The sequence below is a fragment of the Pseudobacteriovorax antillogorgiicola genome (assembly GCF_900177345.1).
GTDB lineage: Bacteria > Bdellovibrionota_B > Oligoflexia > Oligoflexales > Oligoflexaceae > Pseudobacteriovorax > Pseudobacteriovorax antillogorgiicola.
This window is the reverse complement of sequence record NZ_FWZT01000040.1, coordinates 1-24,758: the sequence shown is the minus strand read 5'-3', so window position 1 is coordinate 24,758 and position 24,758 is coordinate 1. Positions and strand designations below refer to the sequence as shown.

Sequence of the window (24,758 nt, the reverse complement as noted above, 5' to 3'; positions counted from 1 at the left end):
GGGTGAAAAGGTCACGGGTCAGGAACTGACCTTAGGTGTGGAGTCTGGGGTTACCTGGATGTTGAAGCACGAAACTCCGCCTATACCGGAGCACGCTCGTTATGGCGTGTGAGGATTAGGGGGATGTAGTTCATCTACCTTCAAGCGGGATTTCGACCAAGGAGATCTTGATGTCCGGCACAACAGACTCTGAAGCTTCTCAGATCACCGTCAGGCCTCGTTATGAGTACAATGATGGCAAACTATCTCTTAAAATTGCCAATATCCTAAACTTTCAAAATAGACGGGAGAGCTTTGCTGGCTACCATGAAGTTGTGAAACCAGATGAGAATTCATCGAAAAAGACCTTAGACTACTTTAAGAATGCCGATATTGGTTTAGATATGTTCGACGGCAACTTGTGGCGATATAATGACAAAATCATTATTGTGAAGAAGGTGTTTAAGGGCGATAGTAGCATCGTTTTGAAGTTTTGCGGTGCGGAAACCCGCCGTGAGGCTGTTTGGGCCTGTTACTAAGCGCCATAAACATATTGGGCCCAAAGGGCCCAATGAAGCTAAATTAGTAGACTTCGAATCTCCACAATTGCCCTGTAGCGGGGCGTTGACAAGATGCCATGAATGCCGCTCCACCTAAGGTAGACGAGCTAGCAAAGCGGTTCCCCTCAAGACATTTGTCATTTCCTTGAAAAAGAGTTTTTAGAAGCTTGTAGCCACTGGAGTGGCTTTCAATGCGCCACAGTTGACCCGTGGCAGGTCGATCGCACGGAGCCATAAATGCAGCACCTTTGAGTGTCGAGCTGGGAGCAAACTCATTGCCTTCTAGACAGAAGTCATCGCCAAGAAACTCAGTTTTCAGAAGGTAGTACCCATCCAACCCAGATTCTTCAAAGCGAAAAATTTGACCAGAGAATGGCCTGCATTCGGACATGAATGCAGCACCACCTAAGGTAGAGCTACTTGCAAATCGATTTCCCTCTAAACACTCACCGTCACCACGGAATAGAGTCTTGAGTAGGTAACGCTCTTCAGTATCGATTTGAGCCTGTGCAGGAGATAAGCTAAGAGCTGCGAAGCCTAAAGCAAGCCATGATAGAAGTTTCATACTGAGTCCTTTTCATCAAAAAAGTTTATCGAAGTCCTGTTGCGAAGATAAACCGATAATGACTCCGACGCCAAGAGCTTACTTGGCAACTATTTGACAAAGATTCTCTTCTAGTGAACCTAGTAAGTCGAAGATTAATTAGTAAAATTATTAAGTTCGCAGCGGATTAGAGCGAACTCCTATCGAAAATCTTTCCCCGAAAGGGTTCTAAAAAGGTTCCCTTTGTGGCTCATAATTCCTCTTATCGAGAACATTTTTTTAGAGGGAGGGGTATTCGGAACTATTTATGTTAGTCCTTCCATTTGATATTACAACCAACACTTGGTTTCATTGATAAAGTCGTACTGGGGTTTTCAAGAAGGCTATCTAAGGCCCGACTCAAGTCTTCTCCCGTAGCCTTGCCCTGACTGGGGCGTGAATTGTCGAACTGACCGTGATACGCTAACCCTTGATTTCTAACAAACACAAAAATATCCGGGGTACAAACAGCACGATAGGCCTTGGCAACGGCCTGGCTTTCATCGTAGAGGTAAGGAAAAGTGTAGCCGCGGAGCGTCTTCTCTTCAGCCATTTTTTCTGGGCTGTCTTCCGGATAGTTAGCGACGTCATTGGAGCTGATGGCGACAAATGCAATTCCTTTCTTCTGATAGTCCCGAGCAAGCGCTGCCAAGGGATCTGCAATATGCTTTACAAAAGGACAATGATTGCAAATGAAGCTAACTACAAGAATCGGATTATCTTTAAACTGATCGAGAGTGACCAAGGAGCCATCGGTGTCTGGAAGAGCAAAGGCTGGCGGCATAGTTCCAGGCTCAAGGTCTAGGGACTCTGTCAAAGCCATAGGTATTCTCCAAAAATCATTAAAAATTAGGGCCAGGATATCATAGAAATGCCTGACGTGGATTGATAATAAGTGTCATTCACTCCTTGCCTTTCAGAATGGCAAGAGTTTCGGGGTCTGTCATGAATTTTTGCAAAATTGCTTGCTCTATCTTGCCCTTCTGTTTAGATGGCGTGGGAATCCGAATGACGAGATCGACCTGATCTGCTGCATTAAAGGAATAGTGAAGTCTTGGCTCGACACTCGGAGCTTGAATGACTTGTTTTTCGGCGACGCGAACAAATTGTTTTCGAGCCTCTTCTATAAACTCTGCGCACTGCTCGTTGGCAATTGCAATGATCCTATCTGCTGCTAATTGCCAATCGTCAGATCGTTTGAGGGGAACTCTAAAAACGTGGAGTACAAACCGACCCGTGACACTTTCGTTTGTAATGGGAGTGCTAAGCAAGATGCTGTTCGGCATGACCACCATGCGACCGGTGAATTGATGATGCTCCTTTCCAGGGCCGACTTCGTACAAGGTTGTTGTAAAAATGTTATAGTTAACAACATCACCTCGGAAGGTTCCTACCTCGATTCGGTCGCCTACATCAAATTCTTTGGATGAGACCATAAGTACCCAACCCAGGAAGCAAAGCAATAGCTCTTTAGTAGCGATCACAAATGCCACCGCTAAAGCGAGTAGCGTGACAGCTACGGTCTTGAGTTCCGTAGACCAAACCAGAAACAAGCCAATGAGTGCAACAAAAATTGAGTAGTTTCTCGTTTGGGCAATCCACTTCCGCCTAGTTTCCATGGAAGTTTTGCTGAGTTTGCGGATATATTTAACAGCCACTGATCGTACAAAAATAATGAGTGCGATTAGTAGGAACGAGGTTAGGAGATTCATATAGAAATGATCTTCAAGTTTATCGAAAAACAAGTTTGCCCTCCTTGTTTAGTTGCTATACTTCGTTGCGAAGTGGCGCCAACTTTTTTGGCTAGAAAGGATAACTTTGTCGCATTGAGACATTAAGTTCCTAGAGCCCTTGATTTTACGTGAGTCCATTATGATAAAAAGAGAAGAATTACAAGAAATTAACGAGCAAGCGGTCTCCTTAATTCAGAAAGTCGACTTGCTAGCTAGTTTAACATGGCCGAAACAGCTCGAAATAGATTTTTTAGAGAACTGGCGGACCGGCAACCCCAAGATACCGAAACCTGAGTACCAGGCAATGTCTCAAGATATGACAGATATTCGAGATCACCTTGAGAAGCTACTAAGTCGCCTACCAAGCGACGACCCTCTCTCCCAGGTGACCGAGGAAACTATTGGTAGCTATATTGACGCCATTAGCCTCATTGAGCAGCGAGGCACAGCGCGGTTTGGAGACCTGTCTATTGAAGTCTACGGTAGGCCTGGAGACAAGATTCCTGGCACTCAGGTTACAAATCTTGATGCCGCTGAAAGGTTTCGAAGGGTGGCGGATAGCTTTAAGCACCCTTTCGTGGAAGAGCCTGAAGAGTGCTTGCCAGCTCGGGTTGTAGCAGAGGAGCTAGAACGAGGCGTAGCATCCATGGGGAACCTTGCTCCAAAGATTCTGGTGGTGCCAGACCTTGTGGCAAAGGCTGCGGCTAGCCCATCACAGGTAAAGCTACGGGATCAGACCTGTTTTAATCGGTATGATGGTCCTCAGCTCCTTGTTCACGAAGTGATGACCCATTCTCTCACAGCAATAAATGGCCAGCACCAATCTGTTTTGAAAGTTTTGGGGCGGGGATCACCTAGAACAACGAAGACCCAAGAGGGCTTGGCAACATTTAGTGAAGTGATCACAGGTGCCATCGATATTCAGCGCCTGGATAGGTTGGCACTGCGTGTCTTAGCCACCGAACTAGCCCTCGATGGAGCTGATTTTATCGATGTCTTTGAGTTTTATTTAGAAAACGGACAAACACCTCAAGAAAGTTATCGATCCACCGTTCGGCTCTTTAGGGGAGGGATACCAGAAGGAGGGAGTGTGTTCACAAAGGATTCTGTTTATTTGGATGGTTTATTCAAGGTTTTTGCCCTCTTTCTCTGGGCTTTTCATAAGAACCGACAGTCGATCATTCATACCCTTTTCTGCGGCCGAGTCACTATCGAAGATTGCTTCACCTTAGAGGAAGCTCTTTTAGATGGCAGGCTTGATCAGCCGAAGCTGCTTCCCGAGTGGTATCAGTCCATCGAAAGCTTGGCGGGCAAACTTGCCTTTTCGGTTTTGAATACTGCAATCAATACTGACGAACTAGAAACCTACTTTGATTCGATCTCTCGTTGAGAGGTCATTTCCATGTCATGTGGTGAGGGGGAGTACATGGTGAAGCCACGGGTGATAGATTTTCGAAAGGCTAAGGTTGAGGACCTACCAGCTCTTGTAGGAATGCTAGCGGATGATCCTTTGGGTCAAGAAAGAGAGGATGCCAGTCTTCCCTTGGTGGACAGCTATCGCAAAATATTCCAGGAGATCGATAAAGATCCCAATCAGGAATTGATCGTAGCGTCACTCGAAGATCGCGTGATCGGGATGATGCAGTTAAGTTTTATCCCCTATCTCACCTATCGAGGGAGCTGGCGATGTTTGGTTGAGGGGGTTCGCATCCATCGAGATTACAGAGGGCAGCATCTTGGTAGCCAATTTTTCGATTGGGTGATCGATCGAGCCCGTGAACGATCTTGTCACATGATACAATTAACGAGCGACAAGCAGCGGCCAGACGCCATCCGCTTCTATGAAAAGCTTGGCTTCAAAGGGACTCACGAGGGAATGAAGATGTGGCTTTCTTAATCGGCAGTATAAACTACTCAAAGGAGGGATCATGGATCTCGGTGCATTCTCAATCAGCCTGGCGGTAAAAAATATCCAAAAATCAAAATCGTTCTATGAAGGCCTAGGGTTTGAGGTTTTTGGGGGTGATGTTGAGCAAAATTGGCTTATCATGAAAAATGGCTCTCATCTCATTGGGCTGTTTCAGGGAATGTTTGACAACAATATTATGACCTTCAACCCTGGTTGGGATCAAAATGCCAAAGAGGTGTCTGGCTATACAGATGTTCGCCAGCTTCAGGATGAACTAAAGGCTAGGGGCTACGAGCTTCAGCAGCAATCAGACCCTTCAGGTGAAGGGAGTGGGCCAGGAAGCTTCACACTTCGAGATCCCGATGGAAATGTCATACTTGTCGATCAGCATGTTTGATCTTGAATTGGGGGAGGTTGCGCTGGAAAACTTAATAATAACAGATGATTATCTTTTTGTTCCCTGGAATCTCGGTTGCATCCAACCGAAGGCTGCCTTGTGGGCGACACTAGCTCGGTGTCGCTCAGCAGCTCTAGTCATTTAGTTTCTCCCCAAACTTAATCGCATTCCCATAAGGGTCATCAACTTGCATTTCCCTCATGCCCCAAGGCATGGTTTGCAATCCATATCGAAAGGTAACCCTATTATGTTGGAACTCTTGGTAGAGTTGATCAATGCCTTCAACAATCAAGTAGCAGCTGGACACTTTACCATACTCTTGAGCTTGCTCTTCCGAGTCTGTCTTCCAAAAGTGGAGAACAATGTCGTCTCGTTCCAGAATAGCGATGCCGTGCTCTGTTAGCAAGGCCGCGCAAGAGAACCCAAGGGACTCGTAGAAGTTTTTCGTTAACATCAGGTCAAAGCTAGGAAGCTGCGGGATCGCATTTGAGATTTTCATAATACTCCTTCGATAGGAATCACGCCGTTGTCGATAGATCCTGTGCGGTAGTGCCTTAAGATGGAACAAGTTGGATAATCTAGTCCTGGGGGGGCGCTCGAACGATACGATAGTGATGATTCGCCTCAAAGGGACCGTCATATACCTTATGATTTTTGTCAGGCCACTGCACTTCAATGGAATCGATAGCTTGAACACTTCCAAGGCCAAAATGTGCAAGGGCTGGCTCGAAACTCATATAACCTCCGCTTGCTTTGATTTCACGGATCTGAGCCATGTTGCTAGCTTTTGATCGGACAATAATCTTGGCACCGATACCAAAGCGATTCCCCACAGGGTCGGACAAGCTTATGGTAATGCTGTTGTTATTACCAGAAGAATTATTTTTGTAAACTTGAATGGGGCCCTCGGCGGAATTGCCGATCAAGTCCAAGTCGCCGTCGTTATCCATATCGACGGTTACAAAGGAGTAAAGTCCGAAGTCTGACACGACTCCTTGGGTGAATTGTTGTTGCTCAAACCTTTGACCATCGATGTTTTTCATCAGGACATTCCAACCGAAGTCATCAGTTCTTATGGTGCCATCAGATGTCATTATATCTTGCCAGCCGTCGTTATCGAGATCGACAATGCGGCTATTCCAGGTCCACCCACCTGGGTGTTCAAAACCTGGAACTGCTTTTAGAGTCTTAGTATCTGGGTCGAAGCTATAAAGCATGTTTCTATCATCTTGAGGAATGCTGCCGTACATATCCTTGCGCTCAAGCTTACGCACGCGAATTTTTAGGATCTCACAAATAGTCTCCAACCGTTCATCTTCTCCATAGTTTCCTTGGCAGCTTTTAGGATTCTCTTCAGTTGTGATCAGTGTCCACATCCTTTTCGTAAGGCATATGTCTTTTTCTATTCCTTCGAAACCCTTGCAACTTGTCGGCCGTTCATTTTTGTTCTTCTGAGTCATGATTTGAGTTCTATCGAGCCCTCTAATATAGTCTGTATCTCTGATCTTTTTGCAATGGGATCTAAATTCTGGATTTGCGATGGCATCGCATGTTTCCGATGTACCCTTGAATTTGCTATATTCTTCTACACTCCTGCCGTCAATGGGGCTTTGGCCCACAAAAGGTGCCATATACATGGTGCCCGTTACCAAAAAGTCTAGATTCAGATCGTTATTGATATCACCTGTGTCTGCGCCCATAGAGAAAAACGGAGTGTAGGGAATGAACTTGCTGCCCTTGACCTCTTTAAAACCAGAACCGGTGCCAAGAAGGATTTTGTCCCCCTCCATAAAGTCGTTTCCAAAGTAGATATCTAGGATACCATCGTTATTGATGTCAGAGATAAGAGTTGCCATAGTCTCGCCAGAGTTTGATTCAATGGGAGCTTCCCTAAATTTTAAGTCTTGATTAAAGACAATTGAATTGTGACGGCGAGAATCTACTACATAGAATCCCGTGACAACTCCAAGTGCGATATTACCGTTGACTATGTCGAGATAGCCATTTTTATCGAGATCAGAGAAGCCAGGGCTTAAAGTGATCACCCCATTGCGGTTCGGCACTGGAGTTAGCTTTCTGGTATCGAAGGTTCCATTTTGATTTAGGATAATGTGGTTACCTTGATTGAATGTACTAAAGAATATATCCAGCCAACCATCATTGTTTAAGTCAACAAAGGCCACTGCAAAGACAAGGAAGTCTTTAATAGCTGATTGATCGATGGGTTGGCGTTCAAAGTGCCCACCCATATTTTTGTAGAGGTGAAATCCTGAGTTAGAACCCAATATTAGGTCTTGCCAGCCATCTTTATCGTAGTCGCCACTGGCAGTTCCGCGACCGAACCAAAATGGGTCCGTGTAGTCTCGCAGTTCGTACATATAGCCTTTATCCAAGCCAATGTCATGTCCCTCTAGCCTTTGAAATCCAGTTGTATCATGATCTAATTTGGGAAAGAATTTGGCCTTGAGAATAGTGGCGTCTTGGCCGGAGCTTACCTCCATAAAGGCTATTTCCTTCTGCTCAGTAGGAGGTGACTTTGAAAAAAAGTGATTCGTTGAGATTGATAGTATGACAACGACACCAGTTGCAACAAGTATGAGTAGGTTCTTTGTTGTGTTCATAGGCAGCTATAATCTCATTTAATTAAAAACCAATCGATCAGGCAGCTTGCCTGCTTCGTACAAGGATCGGTAAGTGTTAGGAGAAATTCGAGTAACTGATCCACATGCTTCTCGTTGATAGGCTGTGACTTTAGTTTACTTTTGCCGTTAGCTTGTAGGTGGTTCAGTTGCTTGAGGGCTTCTTTAGTATTCTTCTTGGCGTTAGAGTTCTGAATCTTCATATCGAGCTGCTTGAGGCTATAATCGTATTTCAATAGAGCTTGCTGTGGATTGATCATGTGTCTGATGGTTGATCGCAAGGACTTATAGGCACCTGCATGGCCATAGGGCGTCGTAACTTCAACATTGAGCAGTGTTGGTGTACGGAATGCGAATTTATGAACGGGATCACCGCTTAGAATAAATCGACCGAAGTCATTATCTTCATGTTCGCCATCATCCTTTCCACGACCGATTTGAGGCATGGCTGTCACATGAAATGATTCATCTGTGAAAAAGTCTCCTGAATGACACGCGGCGCATCCATAACCTCCCTGCGAAGGGGATTGAAAGAATAGGAGTGCGCCCTTCTTTGCGTCTTCTGACAGAGCAGACAAGTCGCCGTTCACATAGTCTTTCCAAGGATTATCGACAAAAACCTGACTCGCCTCATAGGCGGCAATAGCAGTTACGATGTTTTCAAAGGTAATGATCTCTTTTCCTGCCTTCGGCTTTTCAAATGCTTTTCGGAAGTCCTCAAGCCATTGCTTGGGATTATCGGCGAACCGTTTTGCTAAGGTTCTCCTCAGTAGGCCGTTATCTTCGCCATCCAGAAAGAATCCCCGCATCTCTTCGTTTGAGGTAACAGGAAACGCGGCCTGTGCCTCCAAGAGGTTTTTTGCTCGAATACGCGACATGCCCATAGATGTGTCTGGAGTCCGCATGGTGGTGTGATCAAGTCCGTTCTTCCCAGGAGCCGCACCAAGCGCTTCTACCCGGCAATCCCAAAACATACATCGACTATAAAAAACGGTATTGAACGTTGAAAGTGAATTGCGGGGTACATTTGGGCCGCCATCGAACTCAGGTGACTTCGGTGACTGCTCGCGCCCAGGGCCAATCTTATCAGGATCTATGGCATCGATACCTACGGGTAGAGGAAGCTTGTCGCTACCGCCTAGAACGGGATGGTGGCATGTAACGCAGGCGATATCGTTGTTGCCAGAAAGTGTGGGCGAGAAGAACAGCCTTTTCCCCAGTTGCGCCATAGGGGATTTGATATCGACCTTCGGAATGGCCAGTTGGGGCTCGCCTTTTAGCTGGTGAAAGTCGATTAGTTTTTTTAGTGTAAGGTCAAGATTTGACTGGGAAGCTTCAGCTAACGATAAGACTGGAGCCGAGAAGCTCCCTGCTATTACGATAGATCTAAGAAAATATTGGTAAATAGTCACGCTGCCTCGTCAATCCTGAAATGCCAGTGAGCTCAAAGTCCTCAGGCGTTACTTTGTTTCAAGCCGAAAGAATCCTGATGACTGGTGGTTCAGTTCACTGAGGGTATCGGCTTAGCGGTCTAAAAGATTAGTTCTTGAGGAGAATGTTCGGAACTCAATTAACGTTTTGACGGACTTAGTGGTCGAAAGTAAAGATTCGTTGCCCACGAGAATAGGGTCACTAGATGTGTTAATTTGGCGTTCAAAGGGATGTTAGCCGATATAGCTTAGTTTCCTCTTGAATTGAAGCGCTCGTAATGCTTAACTCGCGATCAATAAGGGTGCTCAGAGTGAACATTAAATTTCGGATATATGATGTTAATCGATGATGTAATTCGAAAACTTCAAAGCTATTTTGATTCTGGCAGAAATCGAAACATGGCGACACTGGTGAGGAAGACTCCTGGTGTGAGCTATTCTACAATCAGGCGTTTAATGCAGCGGGAAGTGACGGACCCTTCGATAGAAAACACAGTAGTTCCGCTACTTTCTAACTTCATGACGCCTAGTGAGATCGTCGCACTCATCGCTCCCTACAAACCAGAATGGTCGGCGTCCTACAATGCTACTATTGAGAGTGATAGAGTCGTTGCTCCAACGAACCCTGAATTTGACCACGTGGATTTTTTTATCATGGGCTTAGGGTCCCACGAGAATGGTACCACAAGAGAAACCATTGCCAGGCGTTACGGAGAGGTTTTGGGTCTCGGTCGGCTTGAATACCTACTGGAAGAGGGCTTTCTCATGGAGCGGGGAGGCCGTATATTCTCTAGAGATAGACGTACAACTGGTGCATCGCCCCGTGAGGCAATCAAGCGGATTGAAGCGAGCGCAAAATGGTTCGACGCGACGAACATTGGCAAAGGGGCTGCATTTTTCAATCAGCTTGAATACCAAAGTCAGGACGAATATGATAAGACACATAAAGCTTTAAGCCGCTTAGTTAAAGAGCTGAAAGTAATTAGAGAAAACTCAGTAGGTCCAAAGGACAGGTTGGCTAACATATCAATCCTGTTGAACTATGACGATCGGAAAGAGGACTAGGTATGAAAAAGTTTCTAATGTGCTTTATTTTTATCGGAAGTACAGCGTTCGCTGGGCATGTTACAGGTGGAGGTTGGGCGCGTCAAATAGAAATTTCGGAAGACGACTATCTCCGCACGAAACTTCGCTTGTCTGTATCTGACCAAGAGTCTGTCGACTTACTCCTAAAAGACCGACTGGGTCAAGTTTCTGATGTCTATCAGGTCAAGACCTTAGACCGTGAAATTGTCACTCTTGATGAAAAAACACTGATTCTTGAAAAGAAGTAACGAGGCTTATAAAAATTTCTAAATAAATCATCTACGTTAAAGAGAGGCTTTGGCCTCTCTTTTGTTGCTTGCCGCAGTCCCCTCAAGCTCTATGGGAGCGAATACTGATGGAAGTATCAACCTTTTGATCGTGAGTTGCCATGTTTAAAAAGTATATCGGCGATTCCTGGGCTCGCCATGGACAGGACCCTCATGGGGTTGCTGAGAGATTAATTCACGGCGTATCGCTCATCAAATCGGAACAAGACCTGATAGCACTCCTAAAAATCTCATATCATGTGACTATCTCCCACCTTAAAGACCTTTCACAGTTTGAAGCTGTTCTTGAGAGCCTTCAGTCTCATTCCGAGGAGCATCCAGATCTGAGGGTTGCAGAGCTATCGGCTAAGTTCTCCGAGGCAGCTAGCTTGAACATGAGACCTGCAGAAGAGCAATCTCAAAAGTCAACAGCTTATAAAGTGTCGTCTTATGCTTTGGCTTCAGCATCTTTTGCTCATCAGGGAAACTGGGACGAAGCGAAGAAACACCTTGAACTTGCGAAAAAATATGTTGATGACGGAAACGCTGAATCTGAAGGTCTTCGAGACCTTGCAGTTTCGTCAAACAATATAGCCCTTGATGTCGAGAGCGAGACCTCAATTCCTGACCCAACTGCTACTGCTCTCATGATCGACGCCGCTCTCACAGCACGAAAATACTGGGAAATGATCGGGTCTTGGCTTGAAGTTGAGCGTGCAGAATACCGACTTTCTGCGAGTTATCTCAAGGCTCAAAATCTAGATCTGGCACGACAAGCTGCAAGAAACGGCATTTCAATTTGTGAAAATAATGGCACTGATCCTCTAGAGCTATTCTTCGCTTACGAAGCATTAGCAAAAGTCGAAAACACGGCGCAGCAGCTTAGCGCTTATGCTGAAGCGGTGACTCGGATGGAGGAGATGTTTGAGTTGATCGGGCCAGATAATCAGCCATGGTGCCAGTCAATTCTAGAGTCTATCAAAGAGTTAGGATAGATTAAAAAACGTTGACTTTGGAAAGAGGAGAAAGAAGACCTAGTTTCGTCTCTATATTGAAAATTGGTCTTCTTATCTAAACTACAATCAAGTTTAGAACGTAAAGTCTAAACCTGCTAGGTACCTCATTTTTTCTTGTTGATAGTCGAATGGGTTGTTGCCACCTTTTGCAAGAAATACTTCTTCATCCAAAATGTTCTTTCCAGAAAGCACCAATTTTCCACTTTTTGTGATGTTATAGCTTGCTTTAAAGTCAATTGTTGTACTGGCATCAACGGACTCTGATCTTAGGTCGTTTGGCACATCAGAGGGTTTCCGTTTTGTTTCTCCAAGGTAGTTAACTTGAGAGGCGAGGGATACCTTCGCAAATGAGTAGTGACCCCCTAAGGTAGCAGAACTAGCCGGTACCCAAGTAATGTCGTCAGGTGCTGCTGTCGTACCTGGGTCATCAGTTGTCTCGTCCACTCTAATATTATGGCTAGCCGTAAAAAACATGCCATGATTCATTCCATAGAGGTGGTATGCTAGTTCAACACCTTGTGTTTTCGCCGACCAGATATTTGTGGAAAGGTTTGGTTGGGCTGCATCGGGCGAGGCATAGGCAATCTGGTCTTTGAAATCAGTCTGATGAAGGTTCAAAATGAACTTTGACTTTTTAAACTGGTATTCGAAACTAAGTTCAGCTGAATCAACAGTTTCAGAAGATAGTTGTTCAATATTCGAAGCAAGGGTCCAGGTGTTATAGCCCGCTAATTCTGAAGGACTTGGTGTCCTGAATGCCGAGCCAGCCATCAGTTTTACGACAGCATTCTCGCTCGGAGTCATCACGATAGCTAGTCGCGGAGACACCTTTTCAAAGGATTTATTCTTCATGGTGTCTCTTGAAACTGCGAGATCGCGATATTTAAACGACAATTGATCGAATCGTACGCCAGCTGTCACGGTTATCATATCGGCGAGTTTTTCTGATACATACTGGGCAAAAATCGCGGAATTGTAGAGAGGTTGATCCTCGATGTATTCCAACCAAGCGCCTAAATCCTTGGTTTCACCGCTGGGAGTATTGCCGGTGTTCGGGTCGTTGATGTCATCCAGGTTTGAATAGTGCTCCTGGTCGCCACTATAGAGAAACACGGTCTCTTCGAGGCCTAAAAGCCAGGACGACCCATTGCCTAGATCACCAGTGAACTGGGCTCTTAGGAAAAGGTCGTCGGCATGAGAATTTAGGTACTCCCACATTCCCGATGCATAGAAAGAATCAGGATCTAGCCCAGTTGATGCCGCTGGCCAGTAGTTCATATTCCAATCTACTTCATGACGTTGGAACCTTCCGACAAACTCATAGTCGATGCCATCAGATGATGTGTTGTACTTTAATGATGCAATTGAACGACTCTCTTTCATGGCTTCTTCCTGCTCGGGAATGATGAAGAACCAGCCATGCCCGGTTTGAAAGCTCCAATCCTGCCGATGGACTTGAAATTCCAAACCGTTGTCAGCAGTGAATTTAGAGAAGAAATAGCTTGAACTACGGGCATCTTGAACCTTGCGCTTTTGATTCGCAAATCCATCATAGGATTCGAAGTCCACTCCATCAGTTTCGGACTGAGAGAACGACACTACCGTATCAACACCATCACCATCAATCGCTGAAATCATATCAAACGTTGTCGTGTTGCGATTTCCTAGTCGAAACTTGGTGGTTGTCTTATTTGCAAAGTCCTTAGCTTCTATGGATTTGATTCCGATGACTCCATTCATGGCATAGCTTCCATAGAGCGCTGATCCTGTTCCACGAATGACTTCCATTTGATTTAGGAAGATGAGAGGGGTGTTATCCCAGGTATATGCGCTACCATAGATATTATCATTATGGGGGATTCCATCTATAAGGATTAAATAGTGATTGTTGTTCCAACCTTCAAAAATACCACGAGTCGAGATAGAGCGACGATCATAGTCTTGGCTGGGAACCATGCCTGGTAAGCTGTACAAGGCTTCGTTGATGGTGCGACGCTCGTAGAGTTCGATATCATTTCTTGTGATCACCGACATTGTCGCAGGGGCTTCAGAGCTTGGGACTGCTGTTTTTGATGCTGTCGTGACTTCTAGATTCAAGATATCCGAAAGCGTCATTTCCTGAGCAAGAGACACCTGGGTCAATAATAGAGTACCTAGCGTGAGGTTTAACTTTCTCATCGTTTATCCTTCATCCATATTTGGCATTGGTGGATATTACACCGTACTGACCCTAGCTTTGGCAAGTGATTTATGCTTGTCACGATTTCCAGCGTATAGATAAAATTCCTATTCCTGGCAAAAAAAACTGCTCTAGTCTTTGTCTAGCTTGTGATTCAAACTCTGTCTTCTCATGGAGCGAAAAAGTAAATTTGATATCAATTAATCCTGATGGTCTCCTATGATATTCGTTTTCGGTTAAGTCAAGAATTATCTATTGGCAGAAATATTTTCATAGGTTTTGATAATCATTGATGGCTTGAAGCCCTATTTCTTTCGCGAGATATAGAAATTGGCTCCACTTCGATTGAAGGTTACTACATGAAGTTCCTATATATGTTCCTGATACTCAAAACACTTGGCTGTGTGACCACACCTAAGAATATTGGAAATGATCCATTGAGTTGGAAAGGCTCTACTAGCAGTGATTTGATAGGGGGACTCGCGCTTCATCAGTGTTTTAGCTACCAGAACAAAATATTGGTTTTCGGTGGGGTCCGAGATGATATTGATCATGACCCTTATAATAACAAGGCGTTTCTGTTCGATTTAAAAAGCGAGGAGTGGATAGTCATAAGACCAATGACCGAAAGACTATCTCAGCAAAGACTGGGAGGAGGACAAGCAGGAATAGTTGCGGCTGGTGGAATTACGAACCGAAAATACATGTCGAGAAATACTTACTTGCTGGACCCGGAGAATCTAGCCTGGATAGAAGCTTCATATCCTGAGTTGGATCCGAGAGTTCGCCATTCGATGGTCTATACAGAGGGCCATTTGGTGGTCATTATTGGAGGAGAAAATCACAAGAAAGAAAGATTAAATTGGGGCGTCTACGATTTGATAAGAAAGAAGGTAAAGGTGTTACCAACCCCAAAGGCTGGTGGTAAGTTGGTTTCGCATGTTGCAGAACCTATGGGTCGAAATGTGTTTGTTTGGGGTGGTTTTCAGAACAATAAAAGGTCTAACGATGGCTTTATCGTTTTTCCCGACAATAGTACTTGGGAGAAAGTAGCGCCCTCACCACTATCGCCACGATCAAATGCTAGATCAGTTTCCTTTGGTAATCAAAAGGTTTTGATATGGGGAGGAGCAAATCCCGAGAGGGACTCTAACTCGGGAGCAATATATGATGGGTTGACCAACTCATGGCGATCGGTTCCATCGATTCCTGATAAACGCTACTCCGTAATAAAAAATCCGTCATTGACTCTAGTTGACGAAACATCAGTGCTCTTATGGGGTGGACGTTTTGAGACTCATGAGTTTTCAAATGATGGCTGGATTCTCGATCTAAGACTCCTCAGATGGAAGAGATTTCCTCAAAAAGGAGTTCCTGAAGGAAGGATGCATCATTGCATGCTGAAACATGGAAACGCTTTGTTTCTATTCGGGGGGATCGGTGGAGAACCATCTGCTCTAAAGCACTTTCGAGTACCCTATGTTCTAGATTTCGACACGTCAGAGCTTGAATTGCAGTCCCTCGCAGAATAACTGCCAGGGATCTGTGGAACTACTTAACTTTAGGAGTAGGGTTTGCAATCACACACTCGCTATCCTCGTTTAATTCAGTACCTTCGCCGCAAACAACAGGCTCACTTTTAGCAACGCAAACACCATCGACTAGCTCAGTGCTTTCGGTGTCACAAGAAACTTCTTCTACAAGTGAAACACAAACCCCACCGACTAACTCGGTACTATCTGCATCACAGGAAATTGTAGGCTTTTCTTCAGATACTTCAGCAACACACTTATTTTCAACAAGCTTAACACCATCTTCGTTGTTGCATGAAACTACAGTGACAGGCTTTACGATGCATACACCCTCAACTAGATTCGCGCCTTCACCGCAAACAGTCACTTCTTTTTCAACCTCAGTTGGAACGTACACTGTCTTGCTTCCTTTCTGGCCACAAGCACCAGCTAACAAGATACTGACTGTAAGAAATGTTGGTAATGAAATTTTCATGATTTGACTTCCTTAAATTATATACTCAATGATCCCGATATTGGGGTTGCGATCTTGGTTAAAACGCAAAGAACTTCGGATTCGGCATTTGTAAGATAGAGCAGGGGGATTTGTCTCTTTTCAATAACTTTTCTAACAACCGTAGGTAGGGAGAGACATTTGGTAGAAACTTATTGCACCACTTTGGCTCAAAAAAGGATGTTTATATGAATTTTGTAGTCATCTCTCAGAAGTCATCCTTGAGAATTCAAGGTTCTCAATGGGTTAAAAACACACCAGTGTCAAAGGGAAAGGCATTGATAGGCTAATCTCAGTGATCAGATTTGTTCCTTATCTTTACTATGTGCCTGCAGGACCTTGGCAATAAAACTCGATTTGGCCCTGCGATAAGTGGAAACGTCGCTTCCGCTGTGGTCTAATTTTAGTGAGTTGTATTCATGAAGGAGCTTGGGATGCTGTCTTAAAGCATCTCTAAACGAGACAAAGAAGTCGAATTCTGAGCCTAGGCTTACTAGTTGAATAGCCACATCACTTAGAGTGTTATGTTCTAGCATACAGAGGTCAGACGTTCTTAAGGTGTCTTCTTTAATTCTAAAATCAAGTTCTTGAATAGCTGCAAGTGACCTATTAAAGCTACCTGGGTCCACACCTACAAAGATGTCTAAATCACCTTTTGAAATCGCTCCAAGGATCGACGATGAACCGATATGCTCGACCTTCGCAGAAGGCAGCACTAGCTCTATTTCTACTTTGAGCTTGCTAAACAGGAGGTGGTTTTTTGCAGAATACTCATCATAATTCATAAATACCATAATATGTTTCCGGTGGTTAGGGGGACTCTCTATTGGCAAGAGACACCTTGTACATTGCAGGTCCATGCATCCTCTGGATCAGTGACTATCCTATATTCGTTCCGATTCATACTCGATTAATCAGAAGAACCCATGGCTCAAAGGTCAATATTCCGTCCTTGAGATGAAAGATCGTAAGCAATTTTTGCACCTAGGCAAATAAACTTAATGATTAATCAGGGTTAAGTAAAATCACGGTATATCAAAAAGGTATTGCAATAAGGCGCGTTATTGCGACTCCTAACTGCTCAAATGTTATTTATTTTGGAGTATCTTGTAATGGAAACAAAAATCATTTTTGGTCTCGTGCTTTTAACTGCTCAGGCCTGCACCGGAGGAAAGTCCGGGGGAAGTCAACCAGTATCAGCGCCCGCGCCAGAGCCAGCGCCAGCACCAACAGAAGAGCTTAAAGACCTTCAGCAGCAGCTTGAAGATAAAAAGTCTGAAATCGATGAGCTGCAGAGTAGTCTCGAAGACAAGAAATCGACTCTTGAGGAAAATGCGAGAAAAATTGCTGAATTGGAACAGCAATTGACCGAGTCAGGTACTTCAAGAACTAATCTTGAAACTCAGATTCAAGAGCTAGAGACAACAAATAAGACGCTAGAGAAAGAGGTATCAGACCTAAATGCTAAGGTTGAACAACTCAATACCGAGGTGGAATCCCTAAATGCTGCAGTCATTACAAAAGAAGCAGCTATCGAAAAGTTAAAACTGGACCTGGAAAAGGCTGAAAGTGATGCAAGCGCGGTGCAGATTGAACTGGAAGAAGCCAAGCAAGAACTAGAACAAGCGAGACAAGACTTAGCAAATAGCGAACGGGCTCAAGCGATTCAAGAGCTAGAGGATAGGATTGCTCAACTCGAAGAAAAGTTGAACTCTGAGAAGGAAAAATCTAGGCTACTAAGCGAAGAGCTAGATCAAAAAAAGGCTGAAATTTCGGACTTAAAAACCAATTTGGCTGCAGTTGAAAGCCAACTTAATAGCGCTAGCAATGGTCGTGATGAACTCCTAAAAACAATCAATAATCAGAAAAAAGAAATTGAGAAATACAAAGACTTCACAGTTAAACTAGCATTAGATGCTCTAGGAAAGGAAAAGTTCTTTGTTGTTCAGGACTCTATTCTAACAAAGAATTTTAGTCTCGATGAGGGGCAATCTTGCTCTCTAATTCTAGCCTTCGATGATCAAGCGCTACGTTACGATGGAGTAGGGGTGAGTGGCTTCAATCTGTCTCCATATTCCCTTGGCTATCAAAAGGTTTCAGTGTGCAGAGACTCCGAAGGGCTTAGTGTTCAGAAAGAAAAGGGAGTCGTTGTTAAGGGCTATCCTACAAATAGTACACAAGGTGCGCAGTTGATCTCTAAGAGAATTGACTCAAGTTGTGACGATGAATCCGGAAGTGTGTTTGCATCAAACTTGCAACTTATGTATCCCTATTCGGCTGCTATCGACGCACTGGAAACAATCGGTCTCATGATGCCAAGGGGAATTTCATTAGAATACAATATGGGTTCGTCAACACCCAATGTTTTCGCTGAAAGCTGCGAGAAATTTCTGGGCAATCCATTTTCCGAGAACAATGAGCTTGTCAAAACTGCATGTGAAGTTGTCTTGCTTGGCAGCGTAGAAGGTTTGAAGACGGGTTGTCATAAAGAGGTTCAGGAATCCGGCAAGTACAAAATTGTTTTTGAAACAGTTGACTAGACTAATAAATACTAATAGGAAACTACAATGAAATATATAAACGCAACAGCAATAGCAATTCTTCTAGCATCATGTGGAGAACCACAATCGACAACAGACTCTCAGCTAGATGCAGAATGGAACTCTAGGAACAATCCAGAACTTATTTCTGGAGACTACGATTCAAAATTCGAAGATCTCGAACTCAGTGGTAAAGTTGATAACTTGCCTTGGTCAGACGATTACTGGCCAACTTACAAAGGTGGACTTAGCTATCGATGGAATGATCGTTTCGCTGAACAGATTGGCTACGAAACAATTGATGAGGAGAATGCCAGAGATCTAACTAAGGTCGAGATCGCAAGACTTTCTCCTGCTGAAAAGTACGATCTGTTTGTCGGCTACTACGACTTCCCAACTGTCAAGTCAGAACGCAAGCGAACAAACGTCCTGAAAACAATAGCTGGATCAGATGAGTTTGATCCTGACTATAAGATCCCTACCTGGGAAGGACTATGCCACGGCTGGGCTCCAGCATCGATGAATTTCAAGGAGCCTCGTTCTGTTACACTCAAAGGAGCAAACGGCCTTGATGTTTCTTTCGGATCGTCGGACATCAAAGCCTTGCTTACCTACTACCAGCAGTACAAAGGTAATCGCTCAACGAAAACCTATTTCATGGCAGATCGTTGCTATGATAGCTTCAAGGAACTAAAAGAAAAGTTGGATGCTGGCGAGATCACCAAGGAAGAATTCGATGCTAAGCGAGAGTCTTCTAGCTGTGAAGATACTAATGCCGGAGCCTTCCATATCGTTCTTACCAACGAAATCGGTAAGAAGAAAGAAAGCTTTCTTGTAGATATTACAAGAGATGCTGAAGTGTGGAACCAAGCAGTAAACTCTTATAGTTCTGTAGTTGTTGGCGAGTCAGATAAAGTTACGGAAGGTGCTGCACCAGGTACAGTAAAGGAAGTTCACATTAAGACGAAGATGGTCTATACCGTCGAAGTTAGCCCCCGTTGGTCGATTGTGCGAACTGCAGAGAATGTAGGACGTTATGAGTATATTCTAGAGATCAACAGCGATGGCAAGATCATTGGTGGTCGTTGGATTAGTGAAGATAGGCCAGACTTCCTATGGCGAGAAACGACTCCAGAATTCAGAGGCTACTTTGCTGCTCTTCAGCACATCTATAGCCAGTCAATCAAGTAAGATGAAGGTGGGGCTTCCCACCTTTTTCTGTCTCGTTCGAGATACCCAAAACAAATTTCGGCTGAGGATGCTTTACTTAAAGTCAACATTCTCGGCTATTTGGCCCACCTCCTTTTCATACCTTTCCCCTCTCAATTTGATCTTAGGTCATATGATTTCCGCAGAAATGGTCGAGGCTTTAGTACTTTAGTAGAGTCTAGTGTCAAGCTACAGTATGCGACAATGCCAAGGTTTGACAGTAATCTCTGAGCAACACCCTAGCATAAAAAAGAAAGATCAAGGTCCATCAATTGCATCTAGAGATTGTTCACACACGATAAGGAGTTTACTACGGTGACGAATCTTGCTGCATTTCTTACTCTTGGTATTATTTTACATATGTCAACTGCCTGTATCACACCAACAAAGATAGAAAAGATTCCAAGAAAGAGCACCCAATACAGCTCAAAGGAAAAGGACCTTATATGGGACCGGTATGGCATTGCTAGCTACACTGAAATTACAGTCTATAACTCGATTGGCGAGGGAATTGATACGCGTAGATTCAAGCCTATCATCAAATACGTTTCGCCGAAAGCCTACTCTGAAGTAAAAATGTTAAAGCAAAGAAATATGATTGCTGACGCCTTAGCTACCACTCTAGTAATCTCATCATTTGCGACTCAACATGAAAAGACCAAGCAGGATATTTTATTGCTAGGTGTCGGAGGGTGGTATCTAAATTATGGCTATAATAGGTTTGTCGTCTATCCAAATATTAAACATCAATACAATAGTAGTTTGAACCGGGCCTATGGCTTGGGGGTTGAGATAGATTTTGACTGAAGATAATCTAAGTATGGTCGATTGCAAAAGGGCTAAAAACGCAATGATTCGAATGCTCACATTGGAGGGATTGAATGTGTGTATTTTTATGGGGCTCTCAGTAGCAGGAGAAATACGAACTACTACTGAGATTTCTTGGTACGGTGGTTGCCTTAGTTGCGAATATGATCGTAGTAAGAATCAAATCCATCTGTTGCGTGAGATATAGTAGTTAGAAGGCTTCTGTAGGTTGCACCAAAGTATCGATCACGTAGCTCGAGGTCAAATTCAAGAGCATCGAGGCGCCTGCTGTAAGCCTGCCTTCTAGCTTTGTTACGACTATCCCTCACTGCAGAGCAGCCGCTCTTTGATCCAAAATTCCAACAGTAGCGATTTCTCTTTTTCTCACCGGTTATTTTTCTTGTAGGGTTAGAGTATATTGGTGTTTCCCGATCTAGGACCCACCCTATATTTTGCTGGTAATTTTGAACCATCTGCACCATTCTGCTATAGCTTAGGCCTAGGCGATTCTGAAATACAGATTTGATTTGACCTTTGAGATCTTCTTCAGAAAGAACTTGTGTCTGCTCGTTTTGTTCGATTTTGGCTTTTGCCCATAGTGTTAATAGGGAAAGTCTGTTGGCAACGAGGGCCTCCATTGTGTCAGCTAGAAGAAAACCATGGGCAATCGCATTGTCTTCAGCAGATGCGAGGTCTCCTGCATCGGAGAGAGCATGTTCCACTACAAAGTTTAAACAGGCGCTATCCCGGCCAATTGCGCACTGTTGATTATAGTCTTGCATAATTGAGCGCGCTCGGTTGATCGTTTCTTGAATGTTTCTGCGCTCCTGGCTTACCACAACTTCTTGTGCTATGACTCTGGCCTCCTCGGCCGAGATTCCAAGCTGTTCCTGACAAGCTTTGTTGCCCCACATATCTGCTAATGGCCTAATAACAGCTTGCGATACATTAACGGCAGTACTTACTGTTCCAATAATTGCTGCGACATCTAAAACCTCATCGACAACCTGTTTACTATTGCAATTTGCATAAGATGTGGCTGCCATTCCAAGGCCGATGACTGCTCCTACAAGGGCATTACCAATGCGAGTTCTCATTTAGTTCTCCTGAAAATTGAATGATCTGATATCAGTTAGTCCGGTAAAGACCTGCTGAAACACACAGAAAGTTGCCATTGGGCTTACGAGAAAACTATGGGCTATTTGGAAAGAGAGAATTTCTGATTGGAGGGTTCTGGCTTAATATCCACTATCATATTGATTTCATTTGTCTTGATTCAATTCGATTTCAACTAAAATGACGATTGATTTAGGGAGCAATGCCAACGGTTTAGGCTGAAAACGTTCTAAGGCTTGAGAGTAGAATGGAGTTTAGCAAACTAGCAGAAACATTTAGACGGAATGGAAGCTATCACTGGCCAACCCTAGTCGGTGGTGCAATTTAGTGGCCGCTTCTGGATGGTAAGCCTATTCAAATGATTGATTGATTGATTGATTGATTGATTGATTGATTGATTGATCTCAGGATCTCATTCTTTGGAACTTGGAGTACTTTCCATCCCACAACCTTTCAATGCAGCTTGAAAAGGAACTTAAACAGCAAAGGCGTCAAAGTGGATATAGAAACATAGGGTAAGTGCAATAAATTCACTCGATAATTGTCTACCGTTGGGTAAACGCAACTTTGAAGAGTGAACTTATGAAGCTCCAAACTATCGTGATACTACCATTGGCTGTTATGACGTTCTCATGTAATGAGAAAAATGAAAGGTCAATGGATACACCCGGTGTCAATATCGTCGCTCCACCTTCAGTACCTCCCGAATCATTGACTCTTGATCTCTACCGGTTTCCTGATGCTAGCTATTACTACAGTGATGACTTGGAAACTTGGCAGTCGATTGCATTTGAAGACTGTGAGAATTTGAAGTCTCGGCAACACAATTTCTACAGATGCGATGTCTCACTACCCAGTAATGACAGTTTTGCAGTAGCTATGGATTGTGGAGACTCCAAGACAGTAAGCTATGAAAAATTTACTGATAGTATCTATAGTGTTCCTTTCTGTCCAGTGGGTCTGAAAGAAAGATTCGCACATTATCGGGTCAATCTTAAGAATGGTGATAGCTCTAAAACTTGTATGCTTTCAGGAGATGGTGACATTCCGTTAGATCAACCCTCAATAGCAAGCTGTGATCGTGAACAATTGTCAGTGAATGCCACAAGTGAGAGTGGGCACCTCCTACTTACAGAGCGGGGTGAATCTGGTAAGATTACTGACATTCACTACCTCGACATGGATAGCTTTGAATATAGGAATAACGTCTATATCAGGGATTTCGATTTGGATATGGAAGGGCTTACTCCTGAGTATGTAGATCTGAAGATAAGCAATCCATCTGGTATTGCAGCAGCCTGGACGGAATCAGATCATAATCGAAGACTGATGACGGATTATAATCTTTTTGAAGATCAAGTTTCATTAGCGATTCTCCCTGATTCGTCGCAGTCTATTGTGAAAGCAGAGTGGCAGACAAGACCACCTAGCGGCGTACGAGTCTTTCCACTACTCACCGTCTTTGGTGAATTAAAAGGTGGTTCCCGTCTGCAGGCAGAAATTCCAGAAGAAGCTAGGCAGCTGGATAACTCAGAGTTGACTCAGGAGGGAAACCAGCTAATTCTTACAGGTAGTCTTAATACTTGGCATAATCACTCGCTTACCATAGCGGAAACAGGCCGCCGAGATCTCATTCTTTGGAAAACAAATATTTTCGAAAATCAGGATGAAATTGTCTTTAATCTACCATTTGAAATCGATCTGGGGAAGCGCGACTTGACTCATAGCATCATGAAGGAAGTAAAGAAAGGCTCGTTGATATATCGGTGGGAGCTACCAATTTATATCTCCAAACCCTAACTTAAAGTTTACAAGTACGACCTTCTATGAGGAATTTTTATGTTTAATCCAGACCGGCATGAAGCACTCAATGCAAGTGAATTTAATCCAGAAAAAATCAGGCAGTGTATTCATGATATCTGCAGTTTCGCCATCGAGAATCGAAAAAGTTCCTATCTTTGGGAATCTCAGGAAGATGAAAATCCGCGAATTCCTTTAAACAAAACGCTCTACTTTGGTGCCTCGGGCAGTATCTTATCCCTAGCGAGACTGAGTCAACGGCATGACTTTAAGCTCCCTTGGAGTGTTGCCGATGCCATAGAGAACGTTTGGAAAAGCTTTGACGAAGATCCCGATTTTATTGTCGAGGGTGTGTTATCAGCCGGTTCAGACGATCCTCAGCTCGGGAAGGCGACGCCGTCGTACTTTTTGGGGTCGGTGGGAGTGCTCCTCGCGCGATACGTTTATAGTTCAGCAACGCGCGAGCAAACTCAGGTGATGTTGGAAGAAGAATTGCGAAGCAACCTCAAAAATCCAACCCTAGAACCACTATGGGCAGGGAGTGGCACTGTTATCGCTGCTTGTTTTATGTGGTCATTGACCAAAGGTGAAGTATGGAAGATGTTGATTCAAGACCATTTCAATTTCTATTGGGCTGAACTGGAATCGTATGCTTCCATGAAAGTTTGGAACCAAAAGCTGTATGAAAGTAGCTTTTACATGACAGGTGCTGGTCACGGTTTTGTTGGAAATCTATTCCCATTTTTTAAGGCATTTGATGCCCTCGATCAACCTTCTCAAGATCTCTTGCTGCAAGAAGGATTGCAGACAATTTTAAATACAGCGACCGTCAATGGTGATAAGGCCAATTGGGTAAGCGACCTACAGAAACCTAAGCCAGGAAAAGATCCCTATTTGGTTCAATGGTGCCATGGCTCCCCCGGTTTTATTGTTTCTCTAGATCCACTGCCGGTGGGCATACGACCAGATATAGATGAGTTGCTTGTGAAGGCCGGTAATCTAGTTTGGGAAGCAGGGCCTTTAAAGAAGAAAGCTGCGCTTTGTCATGGGACTGATGGGAATGGCTATGCATTCTTAAAAATGTATCGCCGCACAAATGATTCAGTTTGGCTTTCTAGAGCTAGGCAGTTTGCAATGCATGCTATGAGCCAACGGAGCATGCGAAGTTCTACTTGGAACGGTGACTTAGGTTTGGCGCTCTACTTGGATGCGTGCTTGCAAGAAGATGCAGATTTTCCCTTCCTAGACTGGATTTAGTTTTGAATTAGCCAGAGCACTTGAATAGTGCTCTTTGTGAAAAATCTTCCTAATTTATTGAGGATTTTGAACAGGTCTCGCTTGACCTGTTCTAGGGTCTCTACTTTGCTACTTTGACACAATGTTCATGTATGGAATTCCCCAAAAAATGCGGACAAATGTTTACTGAACAGCGCAGTTTATTTCAAATTGCATGGGGCTAAGATAGCCTAATGCTGAATGTTTTC

The 24,758-nt window shown here is 44.0% G+C and carries 23 protein-coding genes; 13 read left to right on the top strand and 10 right to left on the bottom strand.

All coding sequences use genetic code 11. The features are described from left to right. Positions 1-170: 170 nt before the first annotated feature. The gene (locus tag B9N89_RS29965; protein ID WP_132326099.1) at positions 171-518 is read left to right on the top strand and encodes a hypothetical protein; all 348 of its coding nucleotides are present in this window, start codon (positions 171-173) and stop codon (positions 516-518) included. Positions 519-561: 43 nt separating this feature from the next. On the opposite strand, the gene B9N89_RS29960 is transcribed toward B9N89_RS29965, so the two are convergent. The 3 genes from B9N89_RS29960 to B9N89_RS29950 form a co-directional block, all read right to left on the bottom strand. Beyond that, on the bottom strand, positions 562-1,104 hold the full coding sequence (locus B9N89_RS29960; protein WP_132326097.1) for an RICIN domain-containing protein: 543 nt from the start codon (positions 1,102-1,104) through the stop codon (positions 562-564). Positions 1,105-1,393: 289 nt separating this feature from the next. Next, positions 1,394-1,945: a thioredoxin family protein gene (locus tag B9N89_RS29955; RefSeq protein WP_132326095.1), complete on the bottom strand. Its 552-nt coding sequence runs from the start codon at positions 1,943-1,945 to the stop codon at positions 1,394-1,396. Between the two features lie 79 nt (positions 1,946-2,024). Beyond that, positions 2,025-2,867 (bottom strand): mechanosensitive ion channel family protein, encoded by an 843-nt coding sequence (locus tag B9N89_RS29950; RefSeq protein ID WP_132326093.1) that lies wholly within the window; start codon positions 2,865-2,867, stop codon positions 2,025-2,027. Positions 2,868-2,994: 127 nt separating this feature from the next. On the opposite strand from B9N89_RS29950, the gene B9N89_RS29945 reads away from it, so the two are divergent. The 3 genes from B9N89_RS29945 to B9N89_RS29935 are packed head-to-tail and all read left to right on the top strand — an operon-like array spanning position 2,995 to position 5,161. Next, positions 2,995-4,245 carry a tyrosine/phenylalanine carboxypeptidase domain-containing protein gene (locus B9N89_RS29945; protein WP_132326091.1) on the top strand — a complete coding sequence of 417 codons (1,251 nt, stop codon included), beginning with the start codon at positions 2,995-2,997 and terminating at the stop codon, positions 4,243-4,245. A gap of 36 nt (positions 4,246-4,281) precedes the next feature. After that, positions 4,282-4,752, top strand: coding sequence for a GNAT family N-acetyltransferase (locus B9N89_RS29940; protein WP_132326089.1), 471 nt, complete (start codon positions 4,282-4,284; stop codon positions 4,750-4,752). 31 nt (positions 4,753-4,783) lie between these two features. Further along, positions 4,784-5,161 (top strand): VOC family protein, encoded by a 378-nt coding sequence (locus tag B9N89_RS29935; RefSeq protein ID WP_132326087.1) that lies wholly within the window; start codon positions 4,784-4,786, stop codon positions 5,159-5,161. Positions 5,162-5,294: 133 nt separating this feature from the next. Here B9N89_RS29935 and B9N89_RS29930 read toward each other — a convergent pair whose 3' ends face one another. The 3 genes from B9N89_RS29930 to B9N89_RS29920 form a co-directional block, all read right to left on the bottom strand. Next, on the bottom strand, positions 5,295-5,660 hold the full coding sequence (locus B9N89_RS29930) for a bleomycin resistance protein (protein ID WP_132326085.1): 366 nt from the start codon (positions 5,658-5,660) through the stop codon (positions 5,295-5,297). A 79-nt stretch (positions 5,661-5,739) separates the two neighbouring features. Then, positions 5,740-7,782, bottom strand: a complete 2,043-nt coding sequence (locus B9N89_RS29925) for a CRTAC1 family protein (protein ID WP_132326083.1) — start codon at positions 7,780-7,782, stop codon at positions 5,740-5,742. A 14-nt stretch (positions 7,783-7,796) separates the two neighbouring features. Next, positions 7,797-9,212: a cytochrome-c peroxidase gene (locus B9N89_RS29920; protein ID WP_132326082.1), complete on the bottom strand. Its 1,416-nt coding sequence runs from the start codon at positions 9,210-9,212 to the stop codon at positions 7,797-7,799. Positions 9,213-9,563: 351 nt separating this feature from the next. On the opposite strand from B9N89_RS29920, the gene B9N89_RS29915 reads away from it, so the two are divergent. The 3 genes from B9N89_RS29915 to B9N89_RS29905 all read left to right on the top strand — a co-directional run bounded on the left by B9N89_RS29915 (position 9,564) and on the right by B9N89_RS29905 (position 11,577). After that, positions 9,564-10,295: a hypothetical protein gene (locus B9N89_RS29915; protein ID WP_132326081.1), complete on the top strand. Its 732-nt coding sequence runs from the start codon at positions 9,564-9,566 to the stop codon at positions 10,293-10,295. Positions 10,296-10,297: 2 nt separating this feature from the next. After that, positions 10,298-10,564: a hypothetical protein gene (locus tag B9N89_RS29910; RefSeq protein WP_132326080.1), complete on the top strand. Its 267-nt coding sequence runs from the start codon at positions 10,298-10,300 to the stop codon at positions 10,562-10,564. Between the two features lie 140 nt (positions 10,565-10,704). Beyond that, positions 10,705-11,577 carry a hypothetical protein gene (locus B9N89_RS29905; protein WP_132326079.1) on the top strand — a complete coding sequence of 291 codons (873 nt, stop codon included), beginning with the start codon at positions 10,705-10,707 and terminating at the stop codon, positions 11,575-11,577. Between the two features lie 93 nt (positions 11,578-11,670). On the opposite strand, the gene B9N89_RS29900 is transcribed toward B9N89_RS29905, so the two are convergent. Beyond that, a complete protein-coding gene (locus tag B9N89_RS29900; protein ID WP_132326078.1) occupies positions 11,671-13,776 on the bottom strand; it encodes a TonB-dependent receptor in 2,106 nt (701 codons plus the stop codon). 360 nt (positions 13,777-14,136) lie between these two features. Between B9N89_RS29900 and B9N89_RS29895 the strand changes: the two genes are divergently transcribed. Continuing rightward, a complete protein-coding gene (locus tag B9N89_RS29895; RefSeq protein ID WP_132326077.1) occupies positions 14,137-15,309 on the top strand; it encodes a Kelch repeat-containing protein in 1,173 nt (390 codons plus the stop codon). 19 nt (positions 15,310-15,328) lie between these two features. Here the strand turns inward: B9N89_RS29895 and B9N89_RS29890 are convergent, their stop codons facing one another. Continuing rightward, on the bottom strand, positions 15,329-15,784 hold the full coding sequence (locus B9N89_RS29890; protein WP_132326076.1) for a hypothetical protein: 456 nt from the start codon (positions 15,782-15,784) through the stop codon (positions 15,329-15,331). Positions 15,785-16,101: 317 nt separating this feature from the next. Beyond that, positions 16,102-16,596 (bottom strand): GrpB family protein, encoded by a 495-nt coding sequence (locus B9N89_RS29885; protein ID WP_132326075.1) that lies wholly within the window; start codon positions 16,594-16,596, stop codon positions 16,102-16,104. A 318-nt stretch (positions 16,597-16,914) separates the two neighbouring features. Between B9N89_RS29885 and B9N89_RS29880 the strand changes: the two genes are divergently transcribed. The 3 genes from B9N89_RS29880 to B9N89_RS29870 all read left to right on the top strand — a co-directional run bounded on the left by B9N89_RS29880 (position 16,915) and on the right by B9N89_RS29870 (position 20,358). Beyond that, positions 16,915-18,342, top strand: a complete 1,428-nt coding sequence (locus B9N89_RS29880; RefSeq protein WP_159455739.1) for a coiled-coil domain-containing protein — start codon at positions 16,915-16,917, stop codon at positions 18,340-18,342. 27 nt (positions 18,343-18,369) lie between these two features. Next, entirely contained in the window at positions 18,370-19,533 is a 1,164-nt protein-coding gene (locus B9N89_RS29875; RefSeq protein WP_132326072.1) for a hypothetical protein, read from the top strand. Between the two features lie 333 nt (positions 19,534-19,866). Continuing rightward, positions 19,867-20,358: a hypothetical protein gene (locus B9N89_RS29870; protein WP_132326070.1), complete on the top strand. Its 492-nt coding sequence runs from the start codon at positions 19,867-19,869 to the stop codon at positions 20,356-20,358. A gap of 152 nt (positions 20,359-20,510) precedes the next feature. Here the strand turns inward: B9N89_RS29870 and B9N89_RS29865 are convergent, their stop codons facing one another. Next, positions 20,511-21,455, bottom strand: coding sequence for a hypothetical protein (locus B9N89_RS29865; protein WP_132326068.1), 945 nt, complete (start codon positions 21,453-21,455; stop codon positions 20,511-20,513). Positions 21,456-22,056: 601 nt separating this feature from the next. On the opposite strand from B9N89_RS29865, the gene B9N89_RS29860 reads away from it, so the two are divergent. Beyond that, complete coding sequence (locus B9N89_RS29860) at positions 22,057-23,274, top strand: hypothetical protein (RefSeq protein WP_132326066.1); 1,218 nt, start codon at positions 22,057-22,059, stop codon at positions 23,272-23,274. Positions 23,275-23,313: 39 nt separating this feature from the next. After that, entirely contained in the window at positions 23,314-24,531 is a 1,218-nt protein-coding gene (locus B9N89_RS29855; RefSeq protein ID WP_132326064.1) for a lanthionine synthetase C family protein, read from the top strand. The last annotated feature ends 227 nt before the right edge of the window (positions 24,532-24,758 follow it).